The organism is Mesocryomonas fontinalis (assembly GCF_055730125.2).
In genome coordinates this window covers 60,862-75,729 of sequence record NZ_JBUZWG020000004.1, presented here as the reverse complement: position 1 = coordinate 75,729, position 14,868 = coordinate 60,862, and the positions used below count along the sequence as shown (strand labels likewise).

Sequence of the window (14,868 nt, the reverse complement as noted above, 5' to 3'; positions counted from 1 at the left end):
GTCAGCCATGTCTCAGCAGAACGATACGCCGGAGAACGTAACGCCAGAAAACCGAGCGCCACGCCGCCGCTTCGCCCTTGTCGGCGTCCTGGCCCTAGTCGCTGGCGTCCTGGCGGGCGCCGTCGGCATATACGTGATGGAGGCCGGCTCTGGCAATCAAGCGCTCGCCGGCAACTGCCCGGCGAGCGAGGGCTTCCGGCAGGCGCTCATCGATACCGCCAAGGGCGAGGTCGCGGCCGTGACGCCGCTCGACACGCCGTTCGATGCGCGGGCGCTGGCCTTCCGAAAGGGCGACGACACGCCGGTGACGCTCGCGGAGTTCTCCGGGAAGACGTTGCTGGTCAACCTCTGGGCCACCTGGTGCGTGCCGTGCCGGGCCGAGATGCCGGCGCTAGACGCGCTGGAAAAGAGCCAGGGCGGCGATGACTTCGCAGTCGTCCCGATCAATGTCGATCTCGGCTCCGTCGACACGCCGAAGGCCTTCTATGCCGATACCGGCATCAAGGCGCTTCCCTTCTACCGCGACGACACGATGGCGGTGTTCAACGACCTCAAGGCCCAGGGCGTCACCATCGGTCTGCCGGTCAGCCTGATCGTCGATCCCAAGGGATGTGCCCGCGGCGTCATCACGGGTCCGGCGGAATGGGCGAGCCCGGACGCGATCGGCATGGTTCAGGCGGTGAAGGCGCGAAGCTTGTAGGGAAACTGTCGCCGAGGACATATACCGTTGGTACATGTGCCTTGTTTGAGCGGAGCACTTCATGACCCGGACGAGCCTGTTCAAATCGAACGAGACGCAAGCCGTCAGGCTCGCCAAGGACGTTGCCTTTCCCGACACTGTTACGGAGGTGGCCATTATCCGCGATGGCCCGCGCCGGATCATCACGCCCGCCGATGCCTCCTGGGACGATTTTTTCCTCGAGCCAGGGACCATGATCGAAGAGCCTGAGGATCCACCGGCGCAAGAGCGTGACGCGCTATGAGCCTGCGGTATCTCCTCGATACCAATCTTTGTATTCGGGTTCTGCGGGATCGGCCGCCGTACCTGCGCGCAAAGTTCAACGAAGAGGCTGATGCACTTTGCATCTCGAAGGTCGTTCTGACTGAACTGTTGTTCGGTGCCGAGAAATCTGTGCGGCCAGTAGAAAGCCGCCGCGACGTGAGCAGGCTGGCGGGGCGTATGGTCATCCTCGATTTCGACGAGGATGCCGCGACGCATGCTGCCGACATCCGAATGTCGCTTCAGCGACAGGGTCTTCAGATCGGTGCCTACGATCTTCTCATTGCAGGCCACGCCCGCAGCCGCGGGCTGGTCGTCGTGACCGGCAATTTAGGCGAGTTCTCGCGGGTCGAGGGTCTCCGAAGCGAGGACTGGTAGCGCCTGCCTAGCCATACCGCCGCAGCGGTGCTTCCTCGTCCATCTCCGCCGCCGCGCTGCGCGGTCCCAGCGCCGTGCGCACCCGGTCCCTGATTTCGCTGAGGGTGAACGGCTTGTCGACGACGCCGACGACGATGCGCATCAGGTCCTCGGCGGCTTCACGCTGCTCGGCATAGCCGGTCATCAGGAGGATCGTCAGATCGGGCCAGTGCCGGTGCGTCGCATGGGCGAGCTCGATGCCGGTCATCGCCGGCATGCGGATGTCGGACAGCAGCAGATCGTAGGCGCCGTCGTCCTCGACGAGCCGCTCCAGCGCATACTCGCCGTCTTCCACCGCCACGACGCTATGGCCTTCCAGCCGCAGGGCGCGTGTCACCAGCAGGCGGACGCCGGCATCGTCTTCGGCCACCAGGATGCGGGCCATGGCTCTATCCTTCCACGCGGGGGGAAAGGGCAATCGGCGCAATGCGGTCTTGCCTAAATGTCTGGATTGGCAGGAGGGGCTTGCGCCAGCCTGACCCTGTCGCTGCGCGCATCAGGCGTCGACGACCCGCCCGACGAAGGGGAGTTCGCGAAACGCGTGCGCGACGTCCATGCCGTAGCCGACGACGAAATGGTCGGGACAGTCGAAGCCGGTATAGTCCGCCTCGATGTCGGCCTTGCGCTTCATCCGCTTGTCGAGGAGCACGGCGACCTCGACGGCGGTCGCCCCGCGCGACAGCATCAGGTCGCGGGCGAACTTGATGGTGCGGCCGGACTCCAGGATGTCGTCGATCATCAGGACGCTGCGCCCGGCGACGTCGGTCTCGACATCGCGCACGACGCGCACCGTCCCGCCGGTGGTGCCGGCGCCGTAGCTCGAGAGCGAGATGAACTCGACCTCCGGCGCGACGCCCGCGCGGTGCAAGGCGCGGATCAGGTCGGCGGCGAAAACGAACGAGCCCTTCAGCACCGCCACCACCAGAAGATCCTCCGGCGCCCCGCGGGCGATCTCGCCGGCAAGGCGCTCGATCTCGGCGGCGATCGCCTCCTGCGAAAACAGCGTCTCGATGTCTCGGCCGCGCACGGTGATCATTCGGCAGGTGTCCTTCGGGCGGCGTTCTTGAGGTCGCGGACGTTCTGCACGGATCCGAGCCGCGCGACGCCGGCCGAATGGGGGCCGGCGACGACAGGATAGACGCCGCCGAGCGTGCCGGGAAGCGGTGCCGGGCGCGTATCCCCGCTAAAGGCAAGACGTGTCGGTGCCACGACCAGCGTGCCGTAGAGGATCTGGACCGGCTTGTCGGGCTGCCGCGCGGCGGCGGGTGTCGGGGCGAGCGGCGACGATCCGAAGGGCCGCGATAGGGCCGCGACCTCGGGCGCCCCGCCGTCGGAGCCGGTATAGACAGAGACCGCGGCGAGCGGCACGAGGGCTGCCAGCGTTACCAACCCGGCGATCCAGACGGAGTACGGCAGGACGGAGCGAGGCCTCTCAGCCGGAAGAGCGAAGCGTTGTCGCGGCGCGCCCTGGAACAGAAGGTCGGGGGCAGGCGGCACGCGTCGCCGCGCTGGCTGAGGCTGGGACCTGCCGGAAGAAGCGGGTGGGACGGCGCCCGCGGGAGCCTCCGCCCAGGCCTCGCCGTCGACCGGCTTGGCCCGTGCATGTCGGGCGATCAGCACCGCCTCGCCATCGATCACCAAGGCTGGCCGCGGGCGGGTCGAACCGCGATTGAGATGCTCCGTCATCGCGGATTCCTCCGTTCCGTTTAGGATGAGGTAAGGAATGATGGTTAACGAAGGGTGAAGCTGGTGCCGGGGGCAGGGCGGCGGCGCCGGCCACAAATGAACACACTGCCGGGGTTTGAGAGTAGCGTGCGGCGACGGCGAGGATGGCGGGTGGAAGTTCCCGCCGGCGGCGTCCGTTGCGGCCACGGGAAAGGCATCGTGTGATACGTTTCGAGAATGTAGGGCTGCGCTACGACATGGGGCCGGAGGTGCTTCGCGACCTGACGTTCGAGATCAAGCGCCAATCCTTCCAGTTTCTCACGGGCCCTTCTGGCGCCGGCAAGACCAGTCTGCTGCGCATGCTGTTCCTGGCGCTGAAGCCGACGCGCGGGCTGATCACCGTGCTCGGCAAGGACGCCTCGACCCTCTCGCGCGCCGACCTGCCGTCGATCCGCAGGCGCATCGGCGTCGTCTTCCAGGATTTCCGCCTGCTCGAGCACATGACGACCTACGAGAACGTCGCGCTGCCGCTCCGGGTGCGCGGCAAGGAGGAGGCGAGCTACCGCCAGGACGTCATCGACCTCATCAAATGGGTGGGCCTCGGCGAGCGCATGAACGCGCTGCCGGTGGTGCTCTCGGGCGGCGAGAAGCAGCGCGCGGCGATCGCGCGGGCACTGATCGACCAGCCCGACATCCTCCTCGCCGACGAGCCGACCGGCAATGTCGATCCGCCGCTCGCCCGCCGACTGCTGCGCCTTTTCATGGAGCTGAACCGCACCGGCACGGCCGTCATCATCGCCACGCACGATCTTGGCCTGATGGACCAGGTCGAGGCGCGCCGGCTGATCCTGTCCGACGGCAGGCTCGACATCTATGATTGACCGCAAGTCCCTCGTTGCCGGACTGCGCGGCCGAATCCGCCGCTTTGCCCGCCGTCAGGTCGACAAGCCGACGCCGATCGTGCCGCCCGGCAATGTCGCCGGCCGCGCGCTGATGACGGTGATCGGCATCATGACCTTTCTCGCCAGCCTAACGCTCGGCGCGGTGACGCTGGTTTCGGACACCGCTTCGGTCTGGGAGAGCCAGATCTCGCGCGAGATCACCGTGCAGGTGCGCCCCGACGACGGGCTCGACATGCGAAAGGCGCTGGAGACGGTGCGCGGCATTGCGCTGGCGACGCCGGGCGTTGCCAGCGCCAACATCATGGACGATGCCGCCACCGGCCGCCTGCTGGAGCCCTGGCTCGGCGAGGGGCTCGACCTCGACGACCTGCCGGTGCCGAGGCTGGTCCTCGTCGCCATCGATGAATCCGCCCAGCCCGACTTCGCCGCACTCCGGGCGAAGCTCGTTGCCGCCGTGCCGCAGGCCAGCCTCGACGATCACCGCGCCTGGGTGTCGCGCCTCGTCTCGATGGCCAACGCCACCGTGCTGATCGGCGCGGCGATCCTCATCCTGGTGATGGTCGCGACCGTCCTGACGGTGATCTTCGCCACCCGCGGCGCCATGTCCGGCAGCCGCAACATCATCGAGGTGCTGCATTTCGTCGGCGCGCGGTCGAGCTTCATCGCCGCCGAGTTCCAGGGCCATTTCCTGAAGCTCGGTCTCGTCGGAGCCATGGCGGGCGGATCCGTCGCGCTGATGGTCTTCGTCCTGATGGGCTTCTGGACACAGTCCAACCAGGCGACGCCGGAGGCCGACCAGATCAGCGCGCTGTTCGGCTCCTTCGCCATCGGCTGGCGGGGCTATGCCGGCGTCGTCGTGCTGATTGCAACAGTCGGCGGTCTCACTGCGTTCACCTCACGACTGACGGTGAAGCGGCAACTCGCCGCCATCGACATGATTTCGCCGGTCGAAGCGTAATTGTCGCTAAACCGACCTCCCTCGGTCGGGGTGCCAAACCAAATCGTTAACCATTTACGCCCACCCTTTACACCACCGAAACGGAACCCAGCTTAAGCCAGATGTCGTCGCTCTCAGCTCCCTTCTCCTCACGGCACGCGGCGTCGCATGACGCCGGTCGGCCGGTGGCGCACGGGACGATGCGGCGCGGGGACAAGGATGGACGCGGGCGCCGGCGTCGCAAGCTGATATTGGCCATGGCCGCCGCGGGGCTGCTGGGGCTCGGCTACCTCGGCGGTGGGTTCCTGCGGTTTACCCAGGAAGTGGCGTCGCTGAACACGCCGCAGCGGGTTCAGTCCGCGGACGGGATCGTCGTTCTCACCGGCGGTGCGTTGCGTGTCGACCAGGCGATCGATCTCTTGAAGGAAGGCCGCGCCAAGCGGCTGCTGATCTCGGGCGTCAATCCCGGGACCAGCATCGCCACCCTTTCCAAGCTGACGGATACCGATCGCGGCTGGTTCGATTGCTGCGTCGACCTCGACTACGACGCGTTGAACACTGTCGGCAACGCCGAGATGGCCGATCTCTGGGCGCGCAATCTCGGCTTCAAGGAACTCATCCTCGTCACCTCCGACTACCACATGCCGCGCACGCTCCTGGAGTTCGAGCGCTTCGCCCATGTCTCGGTGATCCGTCCCTATCCGGTGGCCCGCGGCGATCTCTGGTCGACGCAGACCGTGCCGACCATGCTCGGCATGAAGGTCCTGATGGTCGAGTATGCCAAGCTTATCGCCACGCGGCTGCGGCTCGCAGCGGGCGTCGAAGCGCCGCGGGCGCTGTTCTCGGCAGGTTCGGCGGTCAAGCGCCCGTCTTGATGCCGCCATCGATGGCGGCTATGGGCTCCGTACGGCATCGTGCACGTGCGCGTCGGCCCGGCGCAGCGTGTGCCCATAGACGGAAACCTTGCCACGATGACCGCCCTGCGATCGTTCGTCTTCACGGTCTTTTTCTACCTCAACCTGATCGGCCACATGGTGCTCTTTGCGCCCATGGTGTTCTTCGGGCGTGAGGGTGTGATCTGGTGGGTGACAAAAAGCTGGGCGAAGACCAGCCTCTGGCTGCTGAAGGTGATCACCGGCACGAAAGCCGAATTCTCCGGCCGGCAGAACATTCCCCCGGGCGCCGCGCTCATCGCCGCCAAGCACCAGGCCTTCTGGGAAGTTTTTGCGCTGGTGCCCGAACTCGACCGGCCGACCTTCATCCTGAAGAAGGAGCTGATGAAGATCCCGCTCTTCGGCTGGTATTCGCGCCGGCTCGGGATGATCCCGGTCGACCGCGAGAAGCGGGGCGCCGCCCTGCAGTCGATCCTCGTCGGCGCCACCAAAGCGGTGGCCGAGGGCCGGCAGATCATCATCTTTCCCGAGGGAACGCGCACCGCGCCCGGGGCCGAGCCCGACTACAAGCCGGGCGTCCATTTCCTCTATTCCCAGCTCGGCGTTCCGCTGGTGCCGGTGGCGCTGAACTCCGGCGTGTTCTGGCCGCGCGACAGTTTTCTGCGCCGCCCGGGCACGGTGAAGGCCGAGTTCATGCCCGCGCTGCCGCCGGGCCTCGACCGTCACCAGATGCTGCGCGGGCTGAAGGGCGCCATCGAAGGCCGCTCCAACGCACAGCTGCGCGAGGCCTATCGTGGGCGGAGCGACCTGCCGATGACCGACCTCGTCGCCGCGCGGCTGGCGGAAGAAGCATAGCGTCCCCGACGCCGAGCGGGCTCTCTCCGAGCCGGGTTTTGCTTGGCTTCTCCAGGAGTCGGCGGCCGTTTAAGACTTCTTTCGTGGATCAAGACGGCAGCCGGGCGACCACGGATTCCAGCCAGATGTCCTTCAGCCCGAGCGCCTGGATCTCCTGCAGTGACGAGCGGACGTAGTCGACATTGGCGCCAGAGCGGCCATGCCCCCGCGCGACGATCTCGGCCGCATGGTCGACCGAGAGGCTGCCCGCATACTGGCTATGGCCGCGGTCGACGACGAAGGCCATCGCCTGGACCTGGCGACCGTCGAGCAGGCGCACCGACAGCGTGCGCTCGGTATAGACATTGGTCACAAGTTCGCGTTCGCGCAGATAGGCCGTCACCGCCTCCCGGTCCTCGTGGCGGATCCGGAACGCCATCCCGATGCAAGAGCCGCCGCGGTCGAGCCCGAACACAAGGCCCGGCCGTTCCGGCGTTCCGCGGTGCACGGTCGAGCGGATGCAGAGCGAGCGGCGGTAGCCGGCCAGCCGCGCCTTTACCCGCTCCTCGAAGGCGAAGCCGGGTTGCCAGATCAGCGAGCCGTAGCCAAAAACCCATAGATCGTTCATTGCGGTCGGATCGCCTCGTCTTTTCCGGGATGGGGTGGCACTGAGAGGATAGAGCATGGCCCCGTCAAGCTTGCCGGCAAAAAACCGTTCGTTTCGGCCCTTCGTCTGGATTGCGCTCGTCGCCGTGCTGCTGGCGGCGGCCCTGTCCGGTGCGTGGTATTACCTGGCCAACCAGCTCGACCGGGCGGTCCGCGCCGGGATCGAGACGGCCGGCGGGCAAGGGGTGCGGATCGGCTGCGAGAACCAGAGCGTCTTCGGCTACCCGTTCCGGCTCGGCCTTCGCTGCGACGCGCTGGACATCGAGGCGCCCGAGAAGAATTTCCGCGCCGATGGCGGTGCGCTGCGCACGGCAGCGCAGATCTACCAGCCCAACAAGGTCGTCGCCGAGCTCGATGGCCCGCTGACCATCGCCGCGGGCGGCATGCCGCCGTTCGAGGTGACCTGGGCGCTGGCGCAGTCCAGCACGAGTTTCTGGACCGCCGGCATCGACCATTTCGCCTTGGTGCTGGAGGCGCCGAAGATCGCGCTCAACCAGCCGGCCGGCGCCCGGCTGCCAATGCTGCAGTCCGACCATGTCGAGGTTCATGCCCGCCGCCGCGATGAAGCGCTCGACGTTGCCGTCACCGACCGGGGCATTCGGCTGATGGCCCCGCAATTGGCAGCGGTTCCCGCCTTCGACGTCGCAGCCGACGTCACGGTGGAAGGCGCGGCCAAGTGGCTGGCGGGCCAGCGCGAAGGCCAGACGCTCGGCGACGCCCTGGCCGGCAAATCCGGCGCGATCCGCACCCTCTCGATCGCTTTGCCGGGCGCTGCGGGCACCGCCACCGTCTCCGGTCCGTTCAGCGTCGATACGGAGAAGCGCGTCTCGGGCGACTTCACCGTGGTGGTCGTCAACGTCGAGGGGGTGGTCTCGCTCGTCACCGCCGCAGCGCCGCAGCTCGCCGGCCTCGCCTCGACCGTCGCCTCCGGCATCGCCTTCGCCGGCCGCACCGAGAACGGCAACACGACGATCCAGATCACCGTCCGCGACGGCAAGGCAGCCCTTGGGATGATCCCGCTCGGACGGATCCCGCGGCTGGATTAGGAAGGACTGTCGCCGAACGGGGCTTATGCATTCCTACAGCGTGGCATGTATCAACCGTGACGCTTGATCAGGCCGTTGGCCCCTCGACCGCGCGGGCCAACGCCTTTTCCGCCCATTCGTTCAGGCTCGTGCCGGCCACTTCCGCTGCGACCGCAGCCTTGGCGTGGAGATCCGGCGAAATGCGGAACATCACCTTGCCGGAATAGGGCCGCTGCGGGCTCTTGCCGATCTTTGCGCAGGTTTCGACATAGTCATCGACTGCCTCGTGAAAGGCGGCTTTCAGATCTGCCACGGTGTCGGCGTGGAAGGTGACGCCGTCCTGGATTCCAGCGATCCGACCCACGAAGATACCGTCCTCGTCGTCATAGTCGATGCGCGCCGAATAACCCCCGTAGGTCATCGCGTTCATGGTTTCACTCCGATCCTGATCAGGAATTCACGGGCTGCGCGAACCTGATAGCGCTTGGCTTCCTTTGCGGGATGGGGGCGGTGGAAGGTTTCGACCGCCTCTTCGTGGACGAAGCGCACGCGAGACCCGTTTCCCTCGACCACTTGGCAACCCACAGCGAGCAGCAAGCCCTCGATCGAATCCCACTCGACGGTGCCCGATACGGGGTCGGCGAAGACGATAGCCAAGGTCTTCAGGTGCTTGCTGTTCATGCCCGCTATAGTGCTACCGTCAGCTGCAAGGTGCAAGCATAAAACGCTAGCGTCTGTGGTTGGCGGATACGCGTCTCAAGCCTTTGGCTCGCCGTCCTCGTTCCACACGTCCCGCCGGATCGGCTGGCGGCCGAAGTTCGGCTCGTTGGTGTCCTGGCCGGCCTCGACGATCGAGCGACGGATGGCGCGGGTGCGGGTGAACAGCTCGAACAGGGCGTCGCCGTCGCCCCAGCGGATCGCCCGCTGCAGCGAGGCGAGGTCTTCGGAAAAGCGCGCGAGCATTTCCAGGACGGCATCGCGGTTGTTGAGAAAGATGTCGCGCCACATCGTCGGGTCGGAGGCGGCGATGCGGGTGAAATCGCGAAAACCCGAGGCGGAGAATTTGACGACTTCCTGCTGCGTCACGGTCTCGAGATCGGCGGCCGTGCCGACGATGTTGTAGGCGATGAGATGCGGGACGTGGCTGACGATGGCGAGCACCAGATCGTGGTGCTCCGGCGTCATCACCTCGACGCGGGCGCCACAGGCGCGCCAGAAGGCGAGCAGCCGCTCGACCTCGGCGGCATTGGTATCGGGCACCGGCGTCAGGATCGTCCAGCGGTTTTCGAACAGCGTAAGGAAGCCCGCATCCGGGCCGGACTCCTCGGTGCCGGCGATCGGGTGCGCGGGGATGAAGTGGACGTTGGCCGGCAGATGCGGCTGCATCTGCTCGACCACCGAGGCCTTGACCGAGCCGACGTCGGAGACGATGGCGCCGGGCTTCAGTGAGGCCGCGATCGCCTGCGTGACCGCGCCCGAGGCGCCGACCGGCACCGACAGGATGACGAGGTCGGCATCGCGCACCGCCTCGGCGGCATCGGCGTGGTAGCTGGTGCCGAGGTGCAGTTCCTCGGCCCTTTTCAGCGTTTCGGCACTGCGGGTCGAGATCGCGACATGCTTGGCCAGCCCGCGGTCGCGGATGTTGATGGCGATGGACGAGCCGATCAGGCCGATGCCGATCAGCGCGACGCGCTCGAAGAGGGGCTCGCTCATGCCGGCGCCTTGCCGAGGAACTCGCGCAGCGTCTCGACGACACCGCGGTTGGCCTCCTCGCTGCCTATGGTCATCCGCAGCGCGTTGGGGAAGCCGTAGCCGGCGACGCCGCGCAGGATGTAGCCGCGGGCGGTGAGGAAGGCATCCGCCTCGACCGCGCCGAAGCCCGGCGTTTCGGGGAAATGGACGAGCAGGAAGTTGGCGACGCTCGGCGTCACCTTGAGGCCGAGTGCGGTGAACTCGGTCGTCAGCCAGTCCAGCCACTCATCATTGTGCGCGACGGCCTTCTCGACATGGGCGCGGTCGCGGATCGCCGCCGCGCCTGCCGCGATGGCGAGGGCGTTGAGATTGAACGGGCCGCGGATTCGGTCCAGCGCGTCGATGATCTCGGTCGGCGCGTACATCCAGCCGACGCGGAGCGCCGCAAGGCCGTGGATCTTCGAGAAGGTTCGCGTCATCACGACGTTCTCGGCCTCCGAGACCAGTTCGATGCCCGCGCCATAGTCGTTCTTGCGGACGTATTCGGCATAGGCGGCGTCGAGTACCAGGATGACGCCAGCCGGCAGCCCGGCGTGCAGGCGCCGAACCTCGTCGAAGGGGATGTAGGTGCCGGTCGGGTTGTTCGGGTTGGCCAGCAGGACCAGACGGGTGCGCTCGGTGACGCAGCCGAGGATGGCGTCGACGTCGGCGCGCGCGTCGGTTTCCCGGGCGATCACCGGGGTGCCCCCGGCGGCGCGGATGTAGACGTCGTAAACGCTGAAACCGTGCTCGGTGTAGATCGCTTCGTCGCCTGCCGCGAGGTAGCCGGCGCAGAGGAGGCCCAGCACTTCGTCCGAGCCGTTGCCGCAGAAGATGTTGGCCGGGTTCAGTCCGTGCGTCTCGGCGATCGCCTGCTTCAGCGCCTTGGCCTGCGGGTCCGGGTAGAGCTCGAGATGGTCGAGGCTCGCCTGCATCGCTTCCCGTGCCTTGGGCGAGGGGCCGATCGGCGTTTCGTTGGAGGACAGCTTGTGGAGCTTCACCCCGGCTGGAGCCGCGCTCTTGCCGGGGACATAGGCCGTGATGTCCATGATGCCGGGCTTGGGAACCGGCCGCAAAACGGGTGCCATGTCAGTGTCCTTGAACTCTGTGAGAAGCGCGCGCGGGGCGGCTGTTCTGGCGTCGATGCCGAGCGGTGCCGCATACCCCCCGACGGCGGCGATGTCGAGACCTGCGGCCGCGGCCATCGCCGCGCCGGCCGTGCCGCTGTCGGGCATGGCCATCAGCGTCGAGACGCGATCGCCGTCGCCGTGGCTGGCCAGCCTCTCGGCCCCGAGGGCGGCAACGAGGGCATCCACCGCCGCAGCATCGCCGCGCACGGCGTAGCAGGCGATCTCCGGCGGTACCGGGTCAGCCAGCGGCGGGGCCAGCACCAGCGCAGGCACGCCTGCCTCGCGCCGGCCGGCCTCGAAGAACGGCAGGCGGGCGACGATCTGCGCCGTGCGCAGGCGATCCCACCAGGCGCCGGCCTCTTCCTGCAACAGGATGACCCCCAGCCGGTCGCCGCCTTCCTCCATCCAGGCGACGACGTCGTGCGCACGGTCGCAGGCCTTCAGCGGAACCGAAAAGCCGAAGGTGAAGCGCGCCGCCTCGACCGCGGCCACCGGATGGCCGCCGAGCGAGACCGCCACGTCGAACGGCGCCTGCAGCGCGGTGAAGGTCGAGATGATCTCGCGCCAGAGGTGCTCGATCGCCGTCAGCGGCAGGTGACCCTGGTGGCGGGCGGCGAGCCGGCGCATCATGTCGGCCTCGCGCCCCGGGCGGAAGGCGGCGCCGTTGCGCGCGGTTCCCTTCACCTGGATCAGCTCGTCGATCACCATCGCCCGCTGCATCAGCAGCCGGTGCACGGACTCGTCGATCGCGTCGATCTTGGCGCGGAGTTCGGCCAGCCTCGAAGGGTCTGACGCCGTGGCGACCGTCATCGTCTCACCTCTGGAATGGATCGTACAAAATGTACCGTGTCGGTGGTTCTTCTATCGGCGGTCGATCGAACTTGCAAAGCCGTGCCGTCGACCGCATCTCGGGCAGGCACGCGCTGCAGGCGCGCGGGATGCTTGCGTCGGGGCCGCGCGCATGGTGACTGTCGCGACCGACCCGCGGACCGAAGATCGACCGACATGACCATCACAGCCACTTCGAGGGACGAGACCGAGGATGCCGCGCGCCGCGAAGCGCGCCATCCATCAAGCCTCGTCGCCAGTTTCGGGCCCGACGAGCCGCTGCGGCTCGATGCCGGGCGCGACCTCTCGCCGTTCCAGATCGCCTATACGACGCATGGCGCGCTGAACGCAGAGCGCTCGAACGCCATCCTCGTCTGCCACGCGCTGACCGGAGACCAGTATGTCGCCAGCATCAACCCGGTGACCGGCAAGCCCGGCTGGTGGAGCGCGCTGGTCGGGCCCGGCCGGCCGATCGACACCGACCGCTACTTCGTCGTCTGCTCCAACGTCATCGGCGGCTGCATGGGCTCGACCGGGCCGGCCTCGATCGACCCGGCGAGCGGCGAGCCCTATGGCATTGATCTGCCGGTGCTGACCATCCGCGATATGGTGCGGGCGCAGGCGATGCTGGTCGACCGGCTCGGCATCGACACGCTGTTTGCCGTCGTCGGCGGCTCGATGGGCGGCATGCAGGTGCTGGAGTGGACGGTGAGCTATCCGCACCGGGTCTTCGCGGCGCTGCCGATCGCCACCGGCGCCCGGCACTCGTCGCAGAACATCGCGTTCCACGAAGTCGGCCGGCAGGCGGTGATGGCCGATCCCGACTGGCGGCAGGGGCGCTACATCGTCGAGGGCACGCGGCCGCACAAGGGTCTTGCGGTCGCCCGCATGGCCGCGCACGTCACCTATCTCTCGGAGGCCGCGCTGCAGCGCAAGTTCGGCCGCAACCTGCAGGACCGCACGCAGCTCGGTTTTGGCTTCGACGCCGACTTCCAGATTGAGAGCTATCTGCGCCACCAGGGCATGACCTTCGTCGATCGCTACGACGCCAACTCCTATCTCTACATGACGCGGTCGATGGACTATTTCGATATCGCGGCGGAGTTCGGCGGCAGCTTGGCTGAAGCCTTCCGCAACACGACGACGCGCTTCTGCCTCGTCTCGTTCTCGTCCGACTGGCTGTTTCCAACCGAGGAGAACCGCGCGGTGGTGCATGCCCTGAACGCCGCGGCCGCCTCGGTCTCCTTCGTCGAGATCGAGACCGATCGGGGCCATGACGCGTTTCTCTTGGAGGAGCCGCGTTTCTTCGAGGCGATCGACGGCTTCATCTCGTCGGCCGCTCGCCTGCGGGGTCTCGCATGACGCCGATCCAGCCGCCGATCCCGACAACCGCAACGGTTGCGGCCGAGGCAGAAACCCGCATCGACCTGCAGCTGATCGCCGATCTCGTGACGCCGGGCAGCCGCGTCCTCGACGTCGGCTGCGGCGACGGCGCGCTGCTGCAGCTCCTGCAGGACCGTCGCAAGGTCGACGGCCGCGGCATCGAGCTCAGCCAGGCCGGCGTCAACGAATGCGTCGCCCGCGGCCTGTCGGTGATCCAGGGCGACGCCGACCGCGACCTCGTCTACTACCCCGACGACGCGTTCGACTACGTCATCCTGTCGCAGACCATCCAGGCGACCCGCAACCCGAAGATCGTGCTGCAGGAACTCTTGCGCATCGGCGAACGGGCGATCGTCTCGTTCCCGAACTTCGGCCACTGGTCGATCCGGCTGTCGCTCGGGCTGACCGGCCGCATGCCGGTCACGAAGAACATCTCCTATTCCTGGTACGAGACGCCGAACATCCACTTCTGCACCATGCGCGATTTCGTCGAGCTGACGGAGGAGATCGGCGCCCGCATTGAGACGGCGGTGGCGATCAACGGCACAGGCCAGAAGATGGGGATGCGGATGCCTTGGGCGTTCTGGAACCTGTTCGGCCAGCAGGGCGTGTTCGTGCTCAGCCGGTAGGGGTTCAGCGGTTTCGGAACAGGGCGAAGACGATAAAGGCGCGACGGTCGGCTTCGTCGACGAATGCAAAGGCCGAAATCGCCGCCTCACAGGCATCGATGCTCTCGTCGACCTGGTTCGCCGAAAACCTTGTCATGGGGCTGTAGTCGGCTTGGTGGCGCCTCAACTGCATCACCAGCAGAAGATCGGCAAAATCGTCCAGCGCTTTGGGCAAGCGGCGCCGTAAGCTCTGATTCCGGCAGGCGTTCTTCAGCGTTGCATGATCGAGCGCCCGATACGCGATGCTCGACGCCTCTCGCGCGAAATCGTTTCGGCCGTCGATGATCAGAAAGTCGGCGGCCGATGCGGCGATGGTATGGAACAGCGCATAGTATGCGGTACTGACCGCACGTCGCAGATCGCAGTCAGACGGACTGCCGGCGACTGGCGCCGCCAGTTTTCGCGCCGTGGCGATCAGCTCAAGCGGCCTCAGAGCGCATCTGCTGATATTCGGAGACCGGCATGAAAGAGAGCGCGGTATAGGCTGCCTCGCCCCGTTCACGAACAGCTCTACCGACCGCAGAGCGAAACGGCAGCGTCATTTTGGGGTCGAGGGGCATAACGCCATCGCGCATCAGGACGAAAAGCTCGATCACCGCATCGCCATCCTGGTCGGCGTGCCGCCATGCCCGAACGCTGTCGATCGCCTCGCGAGAAAACGTTTCGACTGCAAGTGTCTCGACCGTCTTCACGATATCTGCGTCGCTGACCATCGCCGTTCCCATCAGATCATGGCGAAACCAATGATGCCGCGAATGCACCTTAGCAGCAAGCCCGAGGTCGGTAGCC

Annotated in this window: 20 protein-coding genes and 1 pseudogene; 10 read left to right on the top strand and 11 right to left on the bottom strand. The window is 66.8% G+C overall.

What is annotated here, in order from left to right; genetic code table 11:
* The first annotated feature begins 7 nt into the window (after window positions 1-7).
* From tlpA to ACZL02_RS11230, 3 genes are all read left to right on the top strand, one after another.
* On the top strand, window positions 8-700 hold the full coding sequence (gene tlpA / locus ACZL02_RS11240; RefSeq protein WP_472939696.1) for a thiol:disulfide interchange protein TlpA: 693 nt from the start codon (window positions 8-10) through the stop codon (window positions 698-700).
* Window positions 701-761: 61 nt separating this feature from the next.
* Complete coding sequence (gene vapB / locus ACZL02_RS11235) at window positions 762-983, top strand: type II toxin-antitoxin system VapB family antitoxin (RefSeq protein WP_472939695.1); 222 nt, start codon at window positions 762-764, stop codon at window positions 981-983.
* Window positions 980-1,378: a type II toxin-antitoxin system VapC family toxin gene (locus tag ACZL02_RS11230; protein ID WP_472939694.1), complete on the top strand. Its 399-nt coding sequence runs from the start codon at window positions 980-982 to the stop codon at window positions 1,376-1,378. Before vapB ends, ACZL02_RS11230 begins: the two co-directional genes overlap by 4 nt.
* Window positions 1,379-1,385: 7 nt before the next feature.
* Here the strand turns inward: ACZL02_RS11230 and ACZL02_RS11225 are convergent, their stop codons facing one another.
* From ACZL02_RS11225 to ACZL02_RS11215, 3 genes are all read right to left on the bottom strand, one after another.
* The gene (locus ACZL02_RS11225; RefSeq protein ID WP_472939693.1) at window positions 1,386-1,802 is read right to left on the bottom strand and encodes a response regulator; all 417 of its coding nucleotides are present in this window, start codon (window positions 1,800-1,802) and stop codon (window positions 1,386-1,388) included.
* 111 nt (window positions 1,803-1,913) lie between these two features.
* Window positions 1,914-2,453 carry a hypoxanthine phosphoribosyltransferase gene (gene hpt, locus ACZL02_RS11220; protein ID WP_472939692.1) on the bottom strand — a complete coding sequence of 180 codons (540 nt, stop codon included), beginning with the start codon at window positions 2,451-2,453 and terminating at the stop codon, window positions 1,914-1,916.
* The gene (locus tag ACZL02_RS11215) at window positions 2,450-3,103 is read right to left on the bottom strand and encodes a hypothetical protein (RefSeq protein ID WP_472939691.1); all 654 of its coding nucleotides are present in this window, start codon (window positions 3,101-3,103) and stop codon (window positions 2,450-2,452) included. The genes hpt and ACZL02_RS11215 overlap by 4 nt, the downstream gene beginning before the upstream one ends.
* Window positions 3,104-3,303: 200 nt before the next feature.
* Here ACZL02_RS11215 and ftsE point away from each other — a divergent pair, with 200 nt between their 5' ends.
* The 4 genes from ftsE (at window position 3,304) to ACZL02_RS11195 (ending at window position 6,669) form a co-directional block, all read left to right on the top strand.
* Window positions 3,304-3,963: a cell division ATP-binding protein FtsE gene (gene ftsE / locus ACZL02_RS11210; RefSeq protein WP_472935836.1), complete on the top strand. Its 660-nt coding sequence runs from the start codon at window positions 3,304-3,306 to the stop codon at window positions 3,961-3,963.
* Window positions 3,956-4,942: a cell division protein FtsX gene (locus tag ACZL02_RS11205; protein WP_472939690.1), complete on the top strand. Its 987-nt coding sequence runs from the start codon at window positions 3,956-3,958 to the stop codon at window positions 4,940-4,942. Before ftsE ends, ACZL02_RS11205 begins: the two co-directional genes overlap by 8 nt.
* 236 nt (window positions 4,943-5,178) lie before the next feature.
* Window positions 5,179-5,796, top strand: a complete 618-nt coding sequence (locus ACZL02_RS11200) for a YdcF family protein (RefSeq protein ID WP_472939689.1) — start codon at window positions 5,179-5,181, stop codon at window positions 5,794-5,796.
* A gap of 96 nt (window positions 5,797-5,892) precedes the next feature.
* On the top strand, window positions 5,893-6,669 hold the full coding sequence (locus tag ACZL02_RS11195) for a lysophospholipid acyltransferase family protein (protein WP_472939688.1): 777 nt from the start codon (window positions 5,893-5,895) through the stop codon (window positions 6,667-6,669).
* Window positions 6,670-6,757: 88 nt separating this feature from the next.
* Here the strand turns inward: ACZL02_RS11195 and ACZL02_RS11190 are convergent, their stop codons facing one another.
* Window positions 6,758-7,276 carry a gamma-glutamylcyclotransferase gene (locus ACZL02_RS11190; RefSeq protein ID WP_472939687.1) on the bottom strand — a complete coding sequence of 173 codons (519 nt, stop codon included), beginning with the start codon at window positions 7,274-7,276 and terminating at the stop codon, window positions 6,758-6,760.
* A 55-nt stretch (window positions 7,277-7,331) separates the two neighbouring features.
* Here ACZL02_RS11190 and ACZL02_RS11185 point away from each other — a divergent pair, with 55 nt between their 5' ends.
* Window positions 7,332-8,360 (top strand): DUF2125 domain-containing protein, encoded by a 1,029-nt coding sequence (locus ACZL02_RS11185; RefSeq protein ID WP_472939686.1) that lies wholly within the window; start codon window positions 7,332-7,334, stop codon window positions 8,358-8,360.
* Between the two features lie 67 nt (window positions 8,361-8,427).
* Here the strand turns inward: ACZL02_RS11185 and ACZL02_RS11180 are convergent, their stop codons facing one another.
* The 5 genes and pseudogenes from ACZL02_RS11180 to pheA form a co-directional block, all read right to left on the bottom strand.
* Entirely contained in the window at window positions 8,428-8,769 is a 342-nt protein-coding gene (locus ACZL02_RS11180; RefSeq protein WP_472939685.1) for a type II toxin-antitoxin system HicB family antitoxin, read from the bottom strand.
* Complete coding sequence (locus tag ACZL02_RS11175; protein WP_472939684.1) at window positions 8,766-9,020, bottom strand: type II toxin-antitoxin system HicA family toxin; 255 nt, start codon at window positions 9,018-9,020, stop codon at window positions 8,766-8,768. The genes ACZL02_RS11180 and ACZL02_RS11175 overlap by 4 nt, the downstream gene beginning before the upstream one ends.
* A 75-nt stretch (window positions 9,021-9,095) precedes the next feature.
* Complete coding sequence (locus ACZL02_RS11170) at window positions 9,096-10,052, bottom strand: prephenate/arogenate dehydrogenase family protein (protein WP_472939683.1); 957 nt, start codon at window positions 10,050-10,052, stop codon at window positions 9,096-9,098.
* Entirely contained in the window at window positions 10,049-11,158 is a 1,110-nt protein-coding gene (gene hisC / locus ACZL02_RS11165; protein ID WP_472940064.1) for a histidinol-phosphate transaminase, read from the bottom strand. The genes ACZL02_RS11170 and hisC overlap by 4 nt, the downstream gene beginning before the upstream one ends.
* 585 nt (window positions 11,159-11,743) lie before the next feature.
* A pseudogene (gene pheA, locus ACZL02_RS11160) lies at window positions 11,744-12,010 on the bottom strand (chorismate mutase); the annotation flags it as partial.
* A gap of 195 nt (window positions 12,011-12,205) precedes the next feature.
* Between pheA and metX the strand changes: the two are divergent.
* Both metX and metW read left to right on the top strand, forming a co-directional pair.
* A complete protein-coding gene (gene metX, locus ACZL02_RS11155; protein WP_472939682.1) occupies window positions 12,206-13,390 on the top strand; it encodes a homoserine O-acetyltransferase MetX in 1,185 nt (394 codons plus the stop codon).
* A complete protein-coding gene (metW, locus tag ACZL02_RS11150; protein ID WP_472939681.1) occupies window positions 13,387-14,040 on the top strand; it encodes a methionine biosynthesis protein MetW in 654 nt (217 codons plus the stop codon). Before metX ends, metW begins: the two co-directional genes overlap by 4 nt.
* Before the next feature lie 4 nt (window positions 14,041-14,044).
* On the opposite strand, the gene ACZL02_RS11145 is transcribed toward metW, so the two are convergent.
* Window positions 14,045-14,581, bottom strand: coding sequence for a hypothetical protein (locus ACZL02_RS11145; RefSeq protein ID WP_472939680.1), 537 nt, complete (start codon window positions 14,579-14,581; stop codon window positions 14,045-14,047).
* Window positions 14,499-14,792: a hypothetical protein gene (locus ACZL02_RS11140; protein WP_472939679.1), complete on the bottom strand. Its 294-nt coding sequence runs from the start codon at window positions 14,790-14,792 to the stop codon at window positions 14,499-14,501. The genes ACZL02_RS11145 and ACZL02_RS11140 overlap by 83 nt, the downstream gene beginning before the upstream one ends.
* Between the last annotated feature and the right edge of the window lie 76 nt (window positions 14,793-14,868).

What these genes read in the sequence shown, in the direction of transcription:
- tlpA (WP_472939696.1), top strand. Translation starts at nt 8, where the DNA reads ATGTCTCAGCAGAACGATACGCCGGAGAACGTAACGCCAGAAAACCGA.
- vapB (WP_472939695.1), top strand. Translation starts at nt 762, where the DNA reads ATGACCCGGACGAGCCTGTTCAAATCGAACGAGACGCAAGCCGTCAGG.
- ACZL02_RS11230 (WP_472939694.1), top strand. Translation starts at nt 980, where the DNA reads ATGAGCCTGCGGTATCTCCTCGATACCAATCTTTGTATTCGGGTTCTG.
- ACZL02_RS11225 (WP_472939693.1), bottom strand. Translation starts at nt 1,802, where the DNA reads ATGGCCCGCATCCTGGTGGCCGAAGACGATGCCGGCGTCCGCCTGCTG.
- hpt (WP_472939692.1), bottom strand. Translation starts at nt 2,453, where the DNA reads ATGATCACCGTGCGCGGCCGAGACATCGAGACGCTGTTTTCGCAGGAG.
- ACZL02_RS11215 (WP_472939691.1), bottom strand. Translation starts at nt 3,103, where the DNA reads ATGACGGAGCATCTCAATCGCGGTTCGACCCGCCCGCGGCCAGCCTTG.
- ACZL02_RS11205 (WP_472939690.1), top strand. Translation starts at nt 3,956, where the DNA reads ATGATTGACCGCAAGTCCCTCGTTGCCGGACTGCGCGGCCGAATCCGC.
- ACZL02_RS11200 (WP_472939689.1), top strand. Translation starts at nt 5,179, where the DNA reads ATGGCCGCCGCGGGGCTGCTGGGGCTCGGCTACCTCGGCGGTGGGTTC.
- ACZL02_RS11195 (WP_472939688.1), top strand. Translation starts at nt 5,893, where the DNA reads ATGACCGCCCTGCGATCGTTCGTCTTCACGGTCTTTTTCTACCTCAAC.
- ACZL02_RS11190 (WP_472939687.1), bottom strand. Translation starts at nt 7,276, where the DNA reads ATGAACGATCTATGGGTTTTTGGCTACGGCTCGCTGATCTGGCAACCC.
- ACZL02_RS11185 (WP_472939686.1), top strand. Translation starts at nt 7,332, where the DNA reads ATGGCCCCGTCAAGCTTGCCGGCAAAAAACCGTTCGTTTCGGCCCTTC.
- ACZL02_RS11180 (WP_472939685.1), bottom strand. Translation starts at nt 8,769, where the DNA reads ATGAACGCGATGACCTACGGGGGTTATTCGGCGCGCATCGACTATGAC.
- ACZL02_RS11175 (WP_472939684.1), bottom strand. Translation starts at nt 9,020, where the DNA reads ATGAACAGCAAGCACCTGAAGACCTTGGCTATCGTCTTCGCCGACCCC.
- ACZL02_RS11170 (WP_472939683.1), bottom strand. Translation starts at nt 10,052, where the DNA reads ATGAGCGAGCCCCTCTTCGAGCGCGTCGCGCTGATCGGCATCGGCCTG.
- hisC (WP_472940064.1), bottom strand. Translation starts at nt 11,158, where the DNA reads ATGGCACCCGTTTTGCGGCCGGTTCCCAAGCCCGGCATCATGGACATC.
- metX (WP_472939682.1), top strand. Translation starts at nt 12,206, where the DNA reads ATGACCATCACAGCCACTTCGAGGGACGAGACCGAGGATGCCGCGCGC.
- metW (WP_472939681.1), top strand. Translation starts at nt 13,387, where the DNA reads ATGACGCCGATCCAGCCGCCGATCCCGACAACCGCAACGGTTGCGGCC.
- ACZL02_RS11140 (WP_472939679.1), bottom strand. Translation starts at nt 14,792, where the DNA reads ATGGTCAGCGACGCAGATATCGTGAAGACGGTCGAGACACTTGCAGTC.